The organism is Arthrobacter sp. efr-133-TYG-120, assembly GCF_030209785.1.
Classification (GTDB): Bacteria; Actinomycetota; Actinomycetes; order Actinomycetales; family Micrococcaceae; genus Arthrobacter.
In genome coordinates, this window is sequence record NZ_JARVRI010000037.1 from 50,116 (window position 1) to 67,477 (window position 17,362).

The 17,362-nt window shown below is 64.1% G+C and carries 17 protein-coding genes; 7 read left to right on the plus strand and 10 right to left on the minus strand.

The window, feature by feature from the left end:
* Positions 1-42: 42 nt before the first annotated feature.
* A complete protein-coding gene (locus QRN51_RS20020; protein WP_284991590.1) occupies positions 43-846 on the minus strand; it encodes a lysophospholipid acyltransferase family protein in 804 nt (267 codons plus the stop codon).
* Positions 847-1,001: 155 nt separating this feature from the next.
* On the opposite strand from QRN51_RS20020, the gene QRN51_RS20025 reads away from it, so the two are divergent.
* Positions 1,002-1,817 (plus strand): alpha/beta hydrolase, encoded by an 816-nt coding sequence (locus tag QRN51_RS20025; protein ID WP_059389158.1) that lies wholly within the window; start codon positions 1,002-1,004, stop codon positions 1,815-1,817.
* On the plus strand, positions 1,810-2,352 hold the full coding sequence (locus QRN51_RS20030) for a hypothetical protein (RefSeq protein WP_284991591.1): 543 nt from the start codon (positions 1,810-1,812) through the stop codon (positions 2,350-2,352). The genes QRN51_RS20025 and QRN51_RS20030 overlap by 8 nt, the downstream gene beginning before the upstream one ends.
* A 42-nt stretch (positions 2,353-2,394) precedes the next feature.
* Here the strand turns inward: QRN51_RS20030 and QRN51_RS20035 are convergent, their stop codons facing one another.
* The gene (locus QRN51_RS20035; protein ID WP_284991592.1) at positions 2,395-3,510 is read right to left on the minus strand and encodes an ROK family glucokinase; all 1,116 of its coding nucleotides are present in this window, start codon (positions 3,508-3,510) and stop codon (positions 2,395-2,397) included.
* A gap of 207 nt (positions 3,511-3,717) precedes the next feature.
* On the opposite strand from QRN51_RS20035, the gene QRN51_RS20040 reads away from it, so the two are divergent.
* A complete protein-coding gene (locus tag QRN51_RS20040; RefSeq protein ID WP_284991593.1) occupies positions 3,718-5,529 on the plus strand; it encodes an AMP-dependent synthetase/ligase in 1,812 nt (603 codons plus the stop codon).
* A 101-nt stretch (positions 5,530-5,630) separates the two neighbouring features.
* On the opposite strand, the gene QRN51_RS20045 is transcribed toward QRN51_RS20040, so the two are convergent.
* Positions 5,631-9,026: a pyruvate carboxylase gene (locus QRN51_RS20045; protein ID WP_284991594.1), complete on the minus strand. Its 3,396-nt coding sequence runs from the start codon at positions 9,024-9,026 to the stop codon at positions 5,631-5,633.
* A gap of 314 nt (positions 9,027-9,340) precedes the next feature.
* On the opposite strand from QRN51_RS20045, the gene QRN51_RS20050 reads away from it, so the two are divergent.
* Entirely contained in the window at positions 9,341-10,159 is an 819-nt protein-coding gene (locus QRN51_RS20050) for a ParA family protein (RefSeq protein ID WP_284991595.1), read from the plus strand.
* 112 nt (positions 10,160-10,271) lie between these two features.
* Here QRN51_RS20050 and QRN51_RS20055 read toward each other — a convergent pair whose 3' ends face one another.
* The 5 genes from QRN51_RS20055 to gcvH form a co-directional block, all read right to left on the minus strand.
* Positions 10,272-10,865 carry a MerR family transcriptional regulator gene (locus QRN51_RS20055; protein ID WP_059389160.1) on the minus strand — a complete coding sequence of 198 codons (594 nt, stop codon included), beginning with the start codon at positions 10,863-10,865 and terminating at the stop codon, positions 10,272-10,274.
* 240 nt (positions 10,866-11,105) lie between these two features.
* A complete protein-coding gene (locus tag QRN51_RS20060) occupies positions 11,106-11,609 on the minus strand; it encodes a bifunctional nuclease family protein (RefSeq protein ID WP_059389161.1) in 504 nt (167 codons plus the stop codon).
* Positions 11,609-12,325: a transcriptional regulator FtsR gene (gene ftsR, locus QRN51_RS20065; protein WP_059389162.1), complete on the minus strand. Its 717-nt coding sequence runs from the start codon at positions 12,323-12,325 to the stop codon at positions 11,609-11,611. Before ftsR ends, QRN51_RS20060 begins: the two co-directional genes overlap by 1 nt.
* A 20-nt stretch (positions 12,326-12,345) precedes the next feature.
* Entirely contained in the window at positions 12,346-12,825 is a 480-nt protein-coding gene (locus QRN51_RS20070; protein ID WP_234753790.1) for an FHA domain-containing protein, read from the minus strand.
* A gap of 141 nt (positions 12,826-12,966) precedes the next feature.
* The gene (gcvH, locus tag QRN51_RS20075) at positions 12,967-13,353 is read right to left on the minus strand and encodes a glycine cleavage system protein GcvH (protein WP_284991596.1); all 387 of its coding nucleotides are present in this window, start codon (positions 13,351-13,353) and stop codon (positions 12,967-12,969) included.
* A 163-nt stretch (positions 13,354-13,516) separates the two neighbouring features.
* Between gcvH and QRN51_RS20080 the strand changes: the two genes are divergently transcribed.
* Complete coding sequence (locus QRN51_RS20080; protein ID WP_284991597.1) at positions 13,517-14,407, plus strand: DNA-formamidopyrimidine glycosylase family protein; 891 nt, start codon at positions 13,517-13,519, stop codon at positions 14,405-14,407.
* Between the two features lie 60 nt (positions 14,408-14,467).
* Here QRN51_RS20080 and QRN51_RS20085 read toward each other — a convergent pair whose 3' ends face one another.
* Complete coding sequence (locus QRN51_RS20085) at positions 14,468-15,691, minus strand: MFS transporter (protein ID WP_284991598.1); 1,224 nt, start codon at positions 15,689-15,691, stop codon at positions 14,468-14,470.
* Between the two features lie 174 nt (positions 15,692-15,865).
* Between QRN51_RS20085 and QRN51_RS20090 the strand changes: the two genes are divergently transcribed.
* On the plus strand, positions 15,866-16,312 hold the full coding sequence (locus QRN51_RS20090; protein ID WP_284991599.1) for a MarR family winged helix-turn-helix transcriptional regulator: 447 nt from the start codon (positions 15,866-15,868) through the stop codon (positions 16,310-16,312).
* A gap of 105 nt (positions 16,313-16,417) precedes the next feature.
* Here QRN51_RS20090 and QRN51_RS20095 read toward each other — a convergent pair whose 3' ends face one another.
* Positions 16,418-16,768, minus strand: a complete 351-nt coding sequence (locus QRN51_RS20095; protein ID WP_284991600.1) for a zinc ribbon domain-containing protein YjdM — start codon at positions 16,766-16,768, stop codon at positions 16,418-16,420.
* A 190-nt stretch (positions 16,769-16,958) separates the two neighbouring features.
* On the opposite strand from QRN51_RS20095, the gene QRN51_RS20100 reads away from it, so the two are divergent.
* Positions 16,959-17,228, plus strand: a complete 270-nt coding sequence (locus QRN51_RS20100) for a hypothetical protein (RefSeq protein WP_284991601.1) — start codon at positions 16,959-16,961, stop codon at positions 17,226-17,228.
* The last annotated feature ends 134 nt before the right edge of the window (positions 17,229-17,362 follow it).

The following is a 17,362-nucleotide window of genomic DNA, read 5'->3' on the forward strand; positions in this document are numbered from 1 at the left end:
GCTGTTCGGGGCACGGCTTCCGTAACCCTTATTCGGCGTCCGTCACACTTTCCCGGTCACTGCGCTGCCGTCACCGTCAGGCCCTGAACCGTTGCCGGGCGGACGGCCGCTTTCTTGCCCGCCGTCGGCCGGATTCGCTTCGCTTCCGTTCGCGGGCTCCGGAAGCTGCCCGGCCAGCCGCTGCTTGACGACGGCGGCATATTCGTCCACGTATTCCTGCCCCGAGAGCCGCATGAGTTCGTACATGATTTGGTCGGTCACGGCGCGCTGAACGGAATGGTCTTCCTCTTGGCCGTAATACTGGCTGAAGTCCAATGGTTGCCCGAAAATGATCCCTATCCTGCGGATGTTGGGCAAACGCTTGCCGATGGGTTGCACCTTTTCCGTGCCGATCATCGCCACGGGAACAACAGGCACGCGGGTTTGGAGCGCAAGTTTGGCGACCCCCACTTTGCCCCGGTAGAGCCTCGCATCGGGGCTGCGGGTGCCTTCCGGGTAGATACCCAGCAGGCCACCGTCGGCCAGGACGTCCCTGCCGGCCTGCAAGGACAACTCGGACGCGGCCCCGCCCGATCGGTCCATTGGCAACTGGTTGGTGAGCCTGAAGAACATCGCCGTAAGCCTGCCTTTGAGCCCCGTACCCGTGAAGTACTCGGACTTGGCAAGGAAACTGACGCGCCGGGGCACGATCACCGGCATGAAGATCGAGTCCGAAAAGGACAAATGGTTGGAAGCGAGAATCGCTGCGCCGTCCTGCGGAACGTTGTCGAGGCCCTTGACCCAGGGGCGGAACAGCAATGTGAGAAGCGGACCCAAAAAGATCCGTTTCATGACCCAATAGAACACTTTGGTTCCTCTCCGGGGCGGCGTCTGCAAGGCGTCCGGACGGTCCCGGCCCGCATTCAGAAGCCACCCTACTCCAGTGAGAAATGTCCCGAACAGTGACACGATGGACTCATCACGGAAAGCAGTGCCGCCAACAGAGTAGCCTCGGAGTCATCATGAACACTCTCCCCGATCCCTCGCCGTATGCCAGCGACTTCACCGGTAGTGGACCCAGCATCGGCGTCGTGATGAGCCACGGCTTCACGGGCAGCCCGCACAGCATGCGCCCTTGGGCCGAGTATCTGGCCGCCGAAGGCTACGCCGTCCGCCTCCCTCTGCTTCCGGGCCATGGGACCACGTGGCAGGATATGGCCACCCGGCACTGGCAGGAGTGGCACCATGCGGTAGATGCGGCGTACCTCGAGCTCCAGGCCGAGTGCGATTTCGTGTTCGCCGCCGGCTTGTCGATGGGTGGGACATTGGCTCTGCGGATCGCGGCTACGCGGCCGGTCGCCGGTACCGTCGTCGTCAATCCGGGGCTGGTGATCGATGATCCGCGCGCAGCCGTGGTCGGCATCCTCAAGCACGTCATGAAGTCCACCCCGGCCATTGCCAACGACATCCTCAAACCCGGCATGGACGAGGGTGCATACCCCAGGACGCCGGTCGCAGCCGCCCATGAATTGAAAAAGATGTACAAGGACACCATTAGCCTGCTCCCCCGGATTTCCGCGCCGGTGCGCGTGTTCCGTTCCTCCGTGGACCACGTGGTTTCGGAACGGAGCATCAAGCAGTTGAAGGAGCGGGTCACGGCTTCGATGGAGTTCAGCACCTTGGAGAACAGCTACCACGTGGCCACGCTGGACAACGACGCCCTGGAGATTTTCCGGGGCTCGGCCGAGTTCATCAGGAAAACCATGGCAGGGCTGACAAGCAGTTCCGCCCGGGCCACACCGTCCGGCACCGAGCTCCGGGATTCACCCCATGAATAGGCCAGGGCCCGATTCCCCCGACCAGAGTGCCAACAAGGACGACGACGCCGTCTGGCTCGATTTGGTAGCCAGGCTTGAGTCGATGCCTTCCTCCGCCCTGGACGAGGCGCCCACCGCCGAGGAGACTGGCAGCGATTCCGGAACGGATCCGGGTCCAGGTCCGGAGGAGGTTCCGGGCCGCTCCTCGTCCCGTTCCTTCCAAGACTTCGACCCGCTTGGATTGTCCAAAAGGGGCGCTGCGGAAGAACCCGCGGGCAGCGGGGAGCCCGGTCCGCGCGACTACGAGGTCGAGGACGGGAACGGCTTCGTCCCGGAGGACCCGCCGAGCCTCGCCGGTACCGAACCGCTGACCATGCTCGCGTGGATCGGAGCCGTGGGCGGCCCGCTTGCCCTGCTGTTCACCGCGATGTTCTGGCGCTCGGCGCCGCTCCTTGCCGTGATGGGCATCCTGGCGATCTTCCTGGCCTCCGTGGTGTACCTCATCATGAAGCTGCCGCAGGAAAAAGACGAGAACGACGACGGCGCCCGCGTCTAAGGGGACTGCCGCACCGCGCATCCCCTCGCGGCTGATCCCGTACTAGCCGTGTGCCCTGCCGCTGACCCGGGACAGGTCGGCAGCGCCGATCATCCCGGCCCGCGGTCCCAATGCGGCAAGCTTGATCGCAGCCGCGGGACGGAAACCGCGGCCGGTGAGGTTCCGGGCGAATGCTGTCCGTGCCGGGCCCACAAGAAGCTCCCCGGCATCGCACAGCCCACCGCCAATGACGAACGTCCCTGGGTCGAGCGCAGCCGCCAGGTTCGCCAGGCCGAGCCCCAGCCAATGCCCCACTTCTTCCAGGAGCTCCCTCGAAGCGGAGTCTCCGGCTTTTGCCCGCTCCGTCACGGTAACCCCCGTGATGTTCTCGGCGGAGCCTCCGGCAGCCTTGAGCAATTCGTAGGCAACCGGTGAATTCCGGAGGGCAAGCTCCCGGGCTTCCCTGCCGAGCGCGTTACCGGAGGCATATTGCTCCCAGCATCCGCGGTTGCCGCACTCGCAGCGATGCCCGCCGGGAACCACGATCTGGTGGCCGAACTCCCCCGCCACACCGAATCGCCCACGTTCCACTCGGCCGTCCATGACCATGGCGCCACCGATGCCGGTGCCGAGCGTGATGCAGACGAGGCGGCTCTCCCCAAGACCGGCCCCAAAGCGCCATTCAGCCCAGGCGGCAGCATCGGCGTCGTTGGTGACAAGTACCGGGCGCCTCAGCAGGCTCTGAAGGTTTTCGCGCAGCGGCTCGTTACGCCAGGCGAGATGCGGGCTAAACAGCACCGTGCCGCCGTCGAGATCCATCCAACCGGCGGCGCCGATCCCCACGGAGGCAATCCGGTGGCTTCTCCCCAATTCCTGGACAAGCTCGACGATCACCTGCTCTACTGCCCGGGCGTCATTGCCGGGCGTGGAGCGCCGCGCTTCCTCGATCACCCGGCCCGAAGGATCCACGACTCCCGCTGCCACCTTTGTGCCGCCGATGTCGATCCCGATCGCCAGTCCCCTCCGGCCGAGATGGGAACGGCGCGCGGCCCACGGCACGGACTCCCAGCGCAGGCCGCCGTGCGTGGAGCCGGGGCGCCGGCCGGTTGCGGCCGAACCGGACCAGGAAATCTTCCGAACTCTTGCCGGGACCTGTTCGTTGGATGAATTCAGTGGCATGTCGCCATCCTATTCCGAGCGCCGCATATGTACTGACATGTCGGCGGTACGGACGGAACGCCCATACGCCTGCATTGGCGGAATCCCACGCTTCACGTAAAGTTACTCATCAGTAACTTGAGTAAGGTGAATTGCGACACACCCATTACTTGGCCATATAGAGTTAGAGCAGCCCCGTAATGGTCTGTTGATATCGAAGGAGCTATCGTGCGTGAATTCAGTGTTCCGCCCCTGGTGAATGTTGCCCCCGAAACCAACATCACGGACCTCGTGGTTCGTCAGGCCGCCGTACCATCAAACCCGGCCTTGTTTGCCAAGCTCAACAGCGCCGGCCAATGGCAGGACATCCGGGCAACCGACTTCCTCAAGGATGTATCGGCCCTGGCCAAAGGCTTGATCGCCAAGGGCGTCGGTGTGGGCGACCGCGTGGGCATCATGTCCAGGACCCGTTATGAATGGTCCCTCGTGGACTTCGCCATCTGGTTTGCGGGCGGCATTTCCGTGCCGATCTATGAAACCTCGTCGCCGTCGCAAGTGGCCTGGAACCTCGGCGACTCCGGCGCTGTCGCCGCATTCGCCGAATCCGCGCACCACGAGGACGTCATCCGCCAGGCCGTCACGGCCGAAGGCCTCAGCTCTGTCGCCCATGTCTGGCAGCTCGAAGGCGGAGGACTTGACGCGCTCCGCAGTGCCGGCAGCGGCGTCAGCGACGAGGAACTCGAGGCGCGCCGCAGCAGCGCCGTGCTGGCCGATGTCGCCACGATCATCTACACCTCCGGCACCACGGGCCGCCCCAAGGGTTGCGAACTCACGCACGGCAACTTCGTGGAACTCTCGGAGAACGCCTTGGCCTCCCTCGGCGACGTCGTCAACGAGAACGCCAAGACCATCATGTTCCTCCCGCTCGCCCACGTCTTTGCCCGCTTCATCTCGGTCCTTGCCGTCGCCGCCGGTGCCCAGGTGGCGCACACGCCGGATATCAAGAACCTGCTGGCTGACCTGCAGAGCTTCCAGCCGTCCTTCATCCTGGCAGTTCCCCGCGTGTTCGAGAAGGTCTTCAACTCTGCCCTCACCAAGGCAGAGGACGGCGGCAAGGGCGCCATCTTCCACAAGGCAGTGGACACGGCGATCGCCTACTCCAAGGCGCAGCAGGAGGGATCCCTTGGCTTGGTGCTGAGGCTCAAGCACGCCGTCTTCGACCGTTTGGTGTACGGGAAGCTTCGCGCCGCCATGGGCGGCCACGTCAGCCATGCCGTCTCCGGTGGCGGCCCGCTCGGCGAACGGTTGGGCCATTTCTTCCACGGTATCGGACTGCAGATCCTCGAGGGTTACGGCCTGACAGAGACCACTGCACCCATTTCAGTCAACACTCCGTCCTTGATCAAGATCGGCACCGTGGGGGCCCCGCTCCCCGGCAACGCGGTCAGGATTGCCGACGACGGCGAAATCCTCGCCAAGGGCGTCTGCGTCATGAAGGGCTACTTCAAGCGGGATGACCTCGCCGCGGAAACCTTCGTGGACGGGTGGTTCCGCACGGGTGACATCGGCGAACTGGACGAACAGGGTTTCCTGAAGATCACAGGCCGCAAGAAGGAAATCATCGTCACAGCGAGCGGCAAGAACGTCGTACCGGCCCTGCTGGAGGACCAGATCCGTGCTGACGCGCTGGTGTCCCAAGTCCTTGTCATCGGCGACAACCGGCCCTTTATCGGCGCGCTGGTCACCCTCGACGAGGAAGCGCTGCCGGGCTGGCTGGAGCGCCACGGCCTTCCCGCGTCAACTACGACGACGGCTGCCGCGGACAACGCCCTCGTCCGGGCAGCGGTCCAGGAACTGATCAGCCACGCGAACCAGTCCGTCTCGCATGCGGAAGCAATCAAGTCGTTCCGGATCGTTCCGTCCGACTTCACCGAGGCCTCAGGCCACCTCACGCCGTCGTTGAAGGTCAAGCGCGCCCAGGTCATGAAAGACTTCGACGCCGTGATCGAGGAAATGTACTCGGCGCCCAAGGCGTCCTGACCGGCCGCACCCCGACGCATCGGTCAAAGCAACAAAGGAAGGTCCCGGGCTTGACAGCCCGGGACCTTCCTTTGTTGCGTGCTCCGCGGAGGAGCGGGCTGCTACTCGACCACGATCAGCAGATCGCCGCCCTGGACCTGCTCCACGTTGTTGATGGCGAGGCGCGAGACCGTGCCGGCTACCGGCGTCGTGATGGATGCCTCCATCTTCATCGCCTCAATGGTGGCGACCGTGTCGCCGGCCTTGACGGCGTCGCCTGCTTTGACGGTCAGGGTCACGGCACCGGCGAACGGCGCTGCTACCTGGCCGGGCTGGGACGCATCCGCTTTCTCCGCGGCCTTCACGTTGCTGACAACGGACTTGTCGCGAACCACCACCGGGCGTGACTGGCCGTTGAGCTTGCACATGACGGTGCGCATGCCCTTTTCGTCGGGCTCTGAGACTGCTTCCAGGGAGGCGATCAGGCGCACGCCTTTTTCGAGCTCCATGACGTGTTCGGCACCGAGCTGGAGACCGTACAGGTAGTCGCGGGTATCAAGCACCGACAAATTGCCGTAGGTGTCCACGCTCTTGAGGTAGTCCTTGGTGGGCCCCTCGAACAGCAGCCGGTTCAGGGTCCGCTGGCGGGACTTGGAATCGCCCTTGAGCGCAGCACTGTCCTCGGCGCTCAGCTCGACGTCGCGGACCTTGATGCTGCGGCCCTGGAGCGCCTTGGTGCGGAACGGCTCCGGCCATCCTCCGGGAGGATCTCCCAATTCGCCCGACAGGAAGCCGATGACGGAGTCCGGGATGTCGTAGTTCTGCGGGTTTTCGTTGAAGTCCGCAGGATCGGCGTGGATTCCCACGAGGTGCAGCGCGAGATCGCCGACGACCTTGGACGACGGCGTCACCTTGACCAAGCGGCCCAAAATGCGGTCCGCGGCGGTGTACATGTCCTCAATGGCCTCGAAACGCTCGCCAAGGCCCAGCGCGATGGCCTGCTGGCGCAGGTTGGACAGCTGGCCGCCCGGGATTTCGTGCTGGTACACCCGGCCGGTGGGACCGGGAAGCCCGGACTCGAACGGCGCGTAGACCCTGCGGACCGCTTCCCAGTAGGGCTCCAGGGAGCTGACACTGGCCAGGCTGAGCCCGGTGTCGCGCGGGGTATGTGCCAGGGCAGCCACAAGCGCCGACGCCGACGGCTGGCTCGTCGTACCGGCCAGGGAGGCTGATGCGACATCGACGGCGTCCACGCCGGCTTCCACGGCAGCCAACAAGGTGGCCAATTGGCCGCCTGCGGTGTCGTGCGTGTGCAGGTGGACCGGAAGATCGAAGCGTTCACGCAAGGCGCTGACAAGCTTGGCTGCGGCCGCCGGGCGGAGCAGTCCGGCCATGTCCTTGATGGCGAGGATGTGCGCACCGGCGTCGACGATCTTCTGGGCGAGGTCCAGGTAGTAGTCGAGGGTGTACAGGTTCTCGTTCGGGTCGAGGAGATCGCCGGTGTAGCAGAGTGCAACCTCCGCTACTGCTGTGCCGGTGGCCCGCACCGCGCGGATGGCCGGAGCCATCTGGTTGACGTCGTTGAGGGCGTCGAAGATGCGGAAGATGTCGATGCCCGTTGCCGCGGCCTCGTTGACGAACGCCTCGGTGACTTCCTCGGGGTAGGGCGTGTACCCGACCGTGTTGCGGCCACGGAGCAGCATCTGAAGGCAGACATTCGGGAGGGCCTTGCGCAGGGCGGCCAACCGGTCCCAAGGATCCTCGCCGAGGAAGCGCAGGGCGACGTCGTAGGTGGCACCACCCCAGGCTTCGACCGAGAGCAGTTCGGGCAGAAGGGCGGAGACCGCGGGACCGGCCGCGACCAAGTCGCGGGTACGGACACGGGTTGCGAGGAGCGACTGGTGGGCATCGCGGAAGGTGGTGTCCGTGACGGCCACGGCCTGCTGCTCGCGCAGCGCCTTCGCAAAGCCTTCCGGGCCCAACTCCTGCAGCCTCTGGCGCGAGCCGGCCGGTGCAACGGTCCCGGCAATCGACGGGAGCTTGGCTGCGGGGTCCGAGTGGACCTTGAGTTCGCCGTTGGGCTTGTTGACCGTCACATCGGCCAGCCAGGTCAGGAGCTTGGTTCCGCGGTCAGCGGAGACGTGGGACTTCAGCAGTTCGGGGCGCTTGTCGATGAAGTCGGTCGCCACGTTGCCGGCAATGAAGTCCGGATCGGCCAGGACGGCCTGGAGGAAGGGGATGTTGGTGGACACGCCACGGATCCGGAACTCGGCCAGGCCGCGCCGGGCGCGGGCCACTGCGGCCGGGTAGTCGCGTCCGCGGCAGGTCAGCTTGACCAGCATCGAGTCGAAGTGGGGGCTGATTTCGGCACCCGAGTAGACCGTGCCGCCGTCGAGACGGACGCCGGCGCCGCCCGCGGAACGGTAGCCGGTGATCCTTCCGACGTCGGGCCGGAATCCGTTGGCGGGATCTTCCGTGGTGATGCGGCACTGCAGGGCTGCACCCTTGATGAATACCGTCTCCTGGCTCAAGCCGAGGTCTGCGAGGGTCTCCCCCGAGGCGATGCGCATCTGCGCCTGGACGAGGTCCACGTCAGTGATTTCCTCGGTGACCGTGTGCTCAACCTGGATGCGCGGGTTCATCTCGATGAAGACGTGCTGGCCGGCGCGGTCGCCCTCGGTGTCCACCAGGAACTCGACTGTTCCGGCGTTGACGTAGTTCAGGGCCTTCGCGAAAGCCACAGCATCCCGGTACAGGGCCTGGCGGATGGACTCGTCCAGGTTGGGGGCCGGAGCGATTTCCACGACTTTCTGGTGGCGGCGCTGCAGGGAGCAGTCGCGCTCGAAGAGGTGCATGACATTGCCCTCGGCATCGGCCAGGATCTGGACCTCGATGTGGCGGGGACGCAGAACTGCCTGCTCGAGGAACATGGTGGGATCGCCGAATGCAGCGTCCGCCTCGCGCATGGCCGACTGGAGGGCCTCCGGAAGGTCCTCACGGGTCTCCACCCGGCGCATGCCGCGGCCACCGCCACCAGCGACGGCCTTGGCAAAGATCGGGAATCCGATCTGGTCCGCCGCGGCGATGAGTTCGTCGACGTCGCGGGACGGTGCGCTGGACTTCAGGACGGGCACACCGGCTTTGCGGGCGGCCTCGAGTGCGGCTACCTTGTTGCCGGCAAGCTCAAGCACCTCCGCGGGAGGGCCCACAAACGTGATGCCGGCGTCCTGCGCTGCCCGGGCGAGGTCCGGGTTTTCGGACAGGAATCCGTAGCCCGGGTAGATTGCGTCTGCACCCGCTTCCTTGGCGACACGGACAATCTCGTCCACGTCAAGGTACGCGCGGACCGGATGGCCTTCCTGGCCAATCAGATAAGCTTCATCAGCCTTCTGCCGGTGGATCGAATTGCGATCCTCATACGGGAAGACCGCTACGGTCTTGGCGCCGAGTTCGTAGCCAGCGCGGAAGGCCCTGATCGCGATTTCGCCGCGATTAGCCACCAGAATCTTGGAAAACATGCTTCTCCTGCATCATTGCGGGTGTAACGGTCGGTGGTCACAGTGTGTAAGACCTCCATACCCAAACACAAATCTTTGTGGTGACAGTCACACAGGAATTCGTCACGAGCAGTGTACCTTCGCGCACGATGCAGTTTCACGTGCTAATAAGCCAGCGAAGTAATAGTCTGTCAAAGCCGCTCCGGGCCGATAAGGCGGGAATCTGTTGCCACTCAACATATGATGTTGAAGGGCAGCGGCAGAGCCCCGGTTCCGGCAAGGCCGGAACACAAGCACCGCGACACGGCAACCGGCGTTAGGTTTTGGGTTTTCAAGTGCAAGTAGTCAGCATCAGCAGCCTCAAAGGCGGCGTGGGCAAGACATCCGTAACCACTGGGTTGGCCTCGGCCGCACTGGCCGCAGGGATCCCCACCCTTGTCGTGGACCTGGATCCCCACGCCGACGCCACTACGGCCCTCGGCGTCCAGGCCGGCGACCAGCTCGACATTGGCCGCATGCTGAAGAACCCCCGCAAGGCGAGACTCTTGGACAACGTGGTCAGCAGCGGCTGGGTTGACCACCCCCGCGGCAACGGCGGCGGGACGGCCCTCGACGTCGCCGTCGGATCCGCCTACACCGGAATCTACGACCGGCCGGATCTTGGGCGCCGCGATCTCCGCCGCCTGACTGCTGTCCTTGCCCCGGCCGAAAAGTACGAGCTGGTACTCGTCGACTGCCCGCCGTCCCTCAACGGCCTCACCCGCATGGCCTGGAGCGCGAGTGACCGCGTGGTCCTTGTTGCCGAACCAGGGCTCTTCTCGGTGGCCGGCACGGAACGCACCATGCGCGCCATCCAATTGTTCCGCCAGGAGTTCGCTCCCCAGCTGGCTCCTGCAGGGATCGTTGCCAACAGGGTCCGTCCCGCCTCGTCCGAGCACACGTTCCGTCTCGCCGAGATGGAATCGATGTTCGGCGAGCTGTTGCTGGCACCGCATATTCCGGAGCAGGCGAATTGGCAGCAAATCCAGGGGGCCGCCCACGCCGTACACCACTGGCCTGGCGACTCGGCGAAGAACACCGCCAAGCTGTTCGACTCGCTCCTGGAGAACATGTTGTCCTCGAACAACGGAACGCGGGAACGCCGTAAGCGCTGAGCGGCTCTGCGAGCCAGAAGCCACCCCCTTCGAAAAAGGATGAAGCCGCCTTCCTGTCGGAAGGCGGCTTCATTGGTCTTCAGTGGACGCTCGCGGCAATCCCGACGGCGGTTCAGCCGGTGCGGCGGGCGGAACGGCGCTTGCTGAGTTCGTCGTCCGGAAAGGGCTGTTCTACCGCGTGTTCGCTCGGGAGCGCAGCTAGGCTGCCTTCGACTTCGCGCCAGACGCGGCCCACTGCGATGCCGAATACGCCTTGGCCGCCCTGCACCAGGTCAATGACCTCGTCCGCTGAAGTGCATTCATAGACACTCGCGCCATCGCTCATGAGCGTGATTTGCGCCAGGTCTTCCACTCCGCGTTCGCGCAAGTGTTCGACGGCCGTGCGGATCTGTTGGAGGGACACGCCTGTGTCCAGGAGCCGCTTGACGACTTTGAGAACCAGGATGTCCCGGAAGCCATAGAGCCGCTGCGATCCGGAACCGGCGGCTCCCCGCACGGCGGGTTCAACAAGGCCTGTGCGTGCCCAGTAGTCCAGCTGGCGGTAGGTAATCCCCGCCGCCTTGCACGCGGTGGGGCCACGGTAGCCGGCATCTTCATCCAGGACCGGAAGGTCCTCGGTGAAAAGCAGACCCTGGGCACCGCTTGCGGGTACAGCAACGCCTGTCGAGGCCTGCTTTAGCTCGCCTGCTTCGCCTTTGGGACTCACGTGACCCTCCTTGTCAGAAGTTCCCTTGGGGATGGTGCATACGGGGGCAACACGAAAGGGGAAATGCACTCGTGTAATTTCAACGCGTCCGCACCTTTCAGTGTGACTTGCGCGCGACCTGCATGCAACGGGAACTTGATATCTTCGACGTTAGGCGTGCGGGAGCCTTAGGTCAAAGACGTCCGGGCATTTTCAGATCGTGTCGAAACTTTCACCCTCAACTTTAACCTTAGGCTACCTTCAGCCTTCGAAATCCTCGGGCTCCACGTCGTCCAGGAACTCCCGGAAGCGGCGCAATTCCCGTTCCTCGTCAACTTCGGGGCCCGGCTCGGTGTCTTCGCCTTCGTCGTGTTCGGTGATCCGGACGCCGGCTTCTTCCATGACGGCGTCGGCACACCAGATGCGGCATTTCGCCCGCAAGGCAAGCGCCAGCGCATCGGAAGCGCGGGAACTCACTACGGTGCCGTCGTCGAACTGGAGTTGGCCGTAGAAGATGTTGTCCTCGACCGCGACGATGTTCACGCTGATGATCGTGTGGCCGAGTGCTTCAACGACGTCGATCATCAGATCGTGGGTCATCGGCCGGGGCGGCACCACGCCTTGCTGGGCCAGGGCGATAGCGCTTGCTTCGGGCGTGCCGATCCAAATAGGGACATGGCGTTCCCCGTGCATCTCACGGAGGAGGACCAGAGGCTGGTTTGAAGGCAGTTCAATCCGCACTCCAACGATCTCGACCTCAATCATCATGCGTCCATACGGGAGATACGGTCCTGCACCAAGGCTCGATGCAGGCTGAGGCAGAGCTCGCTGATTTCCCGGGCGGCTTCAGCAGCCCTTGATTGCGATGCCGCGTCCTTGCGGGACGTCAGAGGAGCGACGACGCGCTCCACCAAGCCGAATTCGCGCTCGGCCGCGGCCTGGAACGGACGGAGGTGCCGCGGCTCAAGTCCGTGGCTTTCAAGTTGGACGCAGGCACGCGCCACTTGAAGGGCGTGTTCGTCGAATTTGCCGTTGACGTGGCTGATGAGCCCGTAACTGAGGAGGGACTGCAAGAGCGGGACGCTGGCCCCGGATTCCGTCCGCAACTGTTCCTCGCTCAGGGCGCGTGCGCGGCCCTGCAGCTCGGCCGCAAGTTCGTCCGAAACAATCCGTGGGGACACCGACACGCCCGGCGGGAGGTTTTCGGGACGCTCGCCACGGTCGATCGCGTCAAGGTAGTCCTTGATGACCTTCAGGGGCAGGTACTGGTCACGCTGGAGGGCCAGCACGAAGCGGAGGCGCTCGACGTCGCTTTCGGCGTATTGCCGGTACCCGGCAGGAGTGCGCTTCGGATTGATCAGTCCCTTTTCCTCAAGAAAACGGATCTTGGACGCCGTCATGGTGGGAAAATCGTCGCTGAGTTGGGCGAGGACCTCCCCGATGTTGAGGACCTGCGGTCCTCGCCGTTCCGGCTGGGGCAGTGCCACAGGCGTACCCGGAATCAGTCTTGGCCTGCTGCGCGGGCAGGGCTCAGGTAGTAGGTGAGGCGGAACTTCCCGATCTGGACCTCGCTGCCGTTTTTGAGCAGGACGTTGTCCACCCGGTCCTGGTTGACGTAGGTGCCATTGAGGCTTCCGGTGTCCACCACTTCGAAGCCCTCGGGGGTACGCACGAACTCCACGTGCTTGCGCGAAACCGTCACGTCATCCAGGAAGATGTCCGCATCCGGGTGGCGGCCAGCGGTGGTGGTGTCGGAGTCCAGAAGGAACCGCGCGCCGGCATTCGGGCCGGTGTGCGCAATCAGCAAGGCCGATCCAGGAGGCAATGCCTGGACCGCGGCGCGCTCCTCGGCGGCCAGCGGCGGACGGGCATCCGGCTCGTGGTGGCGCACGGGCGTGAGCTGGATTGAGGTGGTCTCCGAGGTTGGCTGTTCTACAGCACCGTGCTCGTCCCGGGCGTGGTTCCGCTTGCCGCCAACCATGGAAATCCTCCTCATCCGCCGGCAGTTGACAAAACTGCCGGTTACGCAACTGCCCGGTTCCCCCGGGCCAAACAGGTCGCTGGCCCGCCGCCGTCGCTCCCGGCGTTCCGGGGAGAACCGACTTGGCGGGCCAGATACCATTTAGCCTACCTGTTGTTCGTACTCTGATGCACTGAGAAGGGTCTCGATGGCGTCAGCTTCCGAAAGCTTTACCTCGAACAGCCAGCCGTCACCGTAGGGATCCGAGTTGATCAGGGCAGAGTCGGTGTCGAGAGCCTCGTTGCGGGAAATAATTTCGCCGCTGACCGGGGCATATATGTCGCTCACGCTCTTTGTGGATTCGACTTCACCCACGACGTCGTTGCCCTTCACGGTGGTGCCGGGCTCGGGCAGCTGGGCGTACACGACATCGCCGAGTGCATCCTGGGCGAAGTCCGTGATGCCGACGCGCACGACGCCGTCTGCATTCGGGGCACTGACCCATTCATGTTCGGCGGTGTAGGAAAGATCGGCAGGAATGTTGCTCATGAGTCGCCTTTCATCGGGACATTTCGGACCACGACGGCGGCCCGGTCATCCGGCCACCGCTGAAAGTATAAGCACATCCATGCCCCCTCCCCACAGGTGTCTGGAATGATTGGAAGCAGACTCGAGCCGCATAGTCCTGCAACGCCGTCGGAGGAGCGCGATCATGCCGGAACTGCCCGAAATCACCGCCTTGACCGACTTTCTGGACGAGCAACTGTCCGGGGCGCGGCTCACGCAGTTCCAACTGCCATCGGCGTTCGCCCTGAAAATGGCGGATATTCCCCATGAATCGCTGATCGGGCGGACCGTCGAAGCGGTCGGCCGGCGGGGGAAATTCGTCGTTTTCGAGATGGTTGCCGTATCCCAGGGCGCCGATGCGGAGCCCGCCTACTTGGTTGTCAGTTTTGCGAAGTCCGGCTGGCTATGGTTCGCCGACAACCAACCTGACACTGAAGCGACCGCGACAGCCGGCTACTTCGCCGCGCAATTGGGCTTTTCGAACAATGGCCACGATTACGACGTCACGCTTGCCGACACGGGCACCTGGAAGGGTTTGGCCCTCTTCATCGTTCGTCAGCCCGAGGAAGTCCATGGCATTGCCGAGCTCGGCCCGGATCCCCTCGATCCGGCCTTCGGATTGGAGCAGTTCAGCAGGCTTCTCACGAAGCGGCAGCAGGTCAAGGGGGTCCTGAAGAACCAGAAACTCATCGCGGGTATCGGGAATGCCTATAGCGACGAAATCCTCCACGCAGCGAAGTTGTCTCCGGTTGCCCACGCTTCGTCGCTGGAGCCGGAGGAGGTGGAGCGCCTCTTCACCACGATGAAGGACATACTCGCGGGAGCGGCCCGGGAATTCGCAGGCAAGCTGCCCGACGAACTGAAGCCCGCCAAAAAAGCCTCGATGCGCGTGCACGGCAGGACCGGAGAGCCGTGTCCGGTCTGCGGGGACACCGTACGGGAGGTGGCCTTCGTGGGGACTTCCCTGCAGTACTGTCCCACGTGCCAGACCAACGGCGAGATCCTGGCCAAACGCGGCAGCAGCGACGGCTCCTGAACCCCGGGGAAGCCCGCCACTGTCCTTGAAAAACAGGTGGCGGGCTTCCTTGCGGTTCGCCTAGGCGACCGGTGCCTCCTCAGGTTCGCGAACGACGTCGGGGGCTGCTTGCGGTGCGGAAGCGGACTGCGCCGCTCCCCCACGCCGGGCCGCCGCCGCGGCGGCGATCATGACGAGCAGGGCCGCTACGGTGATGGCGGCCCCGGCCCAGATCGGCGAGGTGTAACCCAGGCCCATGGTGATGGTGACTCCGCCCAGCCAGGCGCCGAGGGCGTTGCCCAGGTTGAAGGCGCCGATGTTCGCGCCGGAGGCGAGGGTGGGCGCGGTGGCCGCAAAGTGCATGACGCGCATCTGGAGACCCGGGACCGTAGCGAAGCCAAAGCCGCCCATGAGTGCCAGCGAGAACAGGGTGGCCGCGGGGCTCGCGGCGGTGAGCGCGAAGAACACGAGCACCAGCGCCAGGCCCGCGAGGATGACCATGAGGGTTTTGTCGATGGATTTGTCGGCCGCTTTGCCGCCGGCGATGTTTCCGACGAACAGCCCGGCGCCAAACAGGACGAGGAGCCACGGGACGGCGTGTGGATCGAATCCGGAGACCTCGGTCAGGGTGAAGGCGATGTAGGTGAAGGCGCCGAACATGCCGCCGAAGCCGAGAATCGTGACGATGATGGACAGCCACACCTGGCCGGACGTGAATGCACCAAGCTCGCTGCGGAGGCTGCTGGTCGCGGTCCCTTCCGTGGTGCGCGGGACCATGAGGGCGATGCCCATGAGCGCGACAACGCCGATGATGGTGATAGCCCAGAACGTGGACCGCCAGCCGAAGTTCTGGCCGAGGAACGTTCCGAAGGGCACGCCCAGCACATTGGCGGCGGTGAGGCCCGTGAACATGATGGCAATGGCTCCCGCCTTCTTGTGGGCCGGAACCAAACCGGCCGCCACCACCGAGCCGATACCGAAGAACGCGCCGTGGCAGAGGGCGGCGACAATGCGCCCTATCAGCATGGCCGGGTAGCTGTCCGCGATGGCGGAGATGAAGTTGCCGGCGATGAACAGGACGAGGAGCCCGATGAGCACAGGCTTGCGGGGCAGGCGGGTGACGGCCGCCGTCACAAGAAGGGCGCCGACAACAACGCTGAGCGCATAGCCGGTGATGAACCACCCTGCGGCCGCTTCGCTGACTCCGAAGTCAGCGGCAATCTCGGGCAAGAGGCCCATGATGACAAACTCGGTCAAGCCAATGCCGAATCCGCCCAGGGCAAGGGCGATCAACCCTGCGGGCATGTTGTTGCTCCTTTGTGGGGATGGATTCCCGTGAGAGTGGAAGTGCGCCGCCGAGAACCGTAGAATATTAGTTGCAGACGCTGTATATATAGTTGCACACGCCATGTAATTGCGCAAGCAACTACTTTGCGGGCGTCTGGTTTCTTCATCAATCGGCAGGAGTTACGGGAAAAGATGGGCATCAAGGACGACGCCGTTGAGGTGCGCGCGCAGGGGTGGCGGACTCTCGCCGCGCTGCACGGCAACATCGAGGCAGCACTGGAGAAAGCGCTGCAGTCCGCCGCGGATCTCTCGGTGGTCGAGTACACCGTGCTGGACGCTCTGAGCCGCCAGGATGGCTGGCACATGAGGATGCAGCAGCTCGCGAGGGCTACAGCCCTTTCCAGCAGCGCCACGACGCGTTTGGTGAACCGGCTTGAAGACCGCGCGCTGCTGACCAGGATCCTGTGCGCCGACGACCGGCGTGGCATCTACACGGAACTCACCGAAGCGGGCCAGAAGCTGTTGATGGCGGCCAGGCCGGTGCACGACGAAACCCTCGCCGAGTCGCTGGCGGCCGCTGAATCCGTGCCGGAGCTCGAGCCGCTGGTGAAGGCGTTGGGGGCGCTGCAGGGGGCCTAAGGTTTGTTTCGCGGGGTGAGGCGCGAAACGACGAACCCCGCCGCTCCTCCAGTGGAACGGCGGGGTTTTGTTGTCTTTGGGACTGGGGTTGCCTTTGGGGGCGCGTCAGACCTTCTTGACCACGCTGGACTTGAGCTGCATGGGGCCGAAGCCGTCCACTTTGCAGTCGATGTCGTGGTCCCCCACGCCGTTCACGAGGCGGATGTTGCGGACCTTGGTTCCGACCTTGATGGCCGTGGCGCTCCCCTTGACCTTGAGGTCCTTGATTACAGTGACCGTGTCCCCGTCCGCGAGCACATTGCCCACGGCGTCCTTAATCTCCGTTGACTGGGCTTCCGCTTCATCTGACGCGACCGGCGACCATTCATGGGCGCACTCGGGGCAGACCAGCAACGCACCCATCTCGTAGGTGTATTCGCTGGCGCATTCGGGGCAAGGGGGAAGGATTTCGCTCACCGTCCAATGATAGTTGGGGTCGGTCCAACACGTAGACGGCGGCCTGGGCACACGGAGACGGTCAGCAAGAACCCCGGGATCTCGCGGAATTGAACACGGAGATGGGAACTGCAGACCACTTAATTCCTGGGATTGACCACTGAGACGCCCCACGTCGGCCATAGATTGCTGATGCCCAAGAAATCGAAAGGTGGTGCATACACCCGTGCAATTGCCGCTATGTGGGCTCGCCCTCGGATGGCTGCTCGTCGGCATATATCTTCGCTCGTCCAGGCTCTTCGCATTGATGACGGTCTGCGCTGTACCTGGGCTGGCAGCGCGTGCAATGTCAACGCTTCTCGCCGAACCCTTGCATCTGACGGCCAGCCAACAGACCGGGTTGAGCATCTTCTCTTCTATCTGGATCTACCTGACGCTGATCCTTTTCGTAGGTATCCGGCGCATGGCAGGGCCAGGGTGAGGGTTCGAATATTCTGAACTCGCAAAGCGATTTCGTAGCTTGGCCCTATTCACCGCAGTGAATAGGGCCAACGCTCAAATGTGCACGTGTCAAGGACCGAACTGATGCTTCTCTATGGAACGCTCCCGAACCAG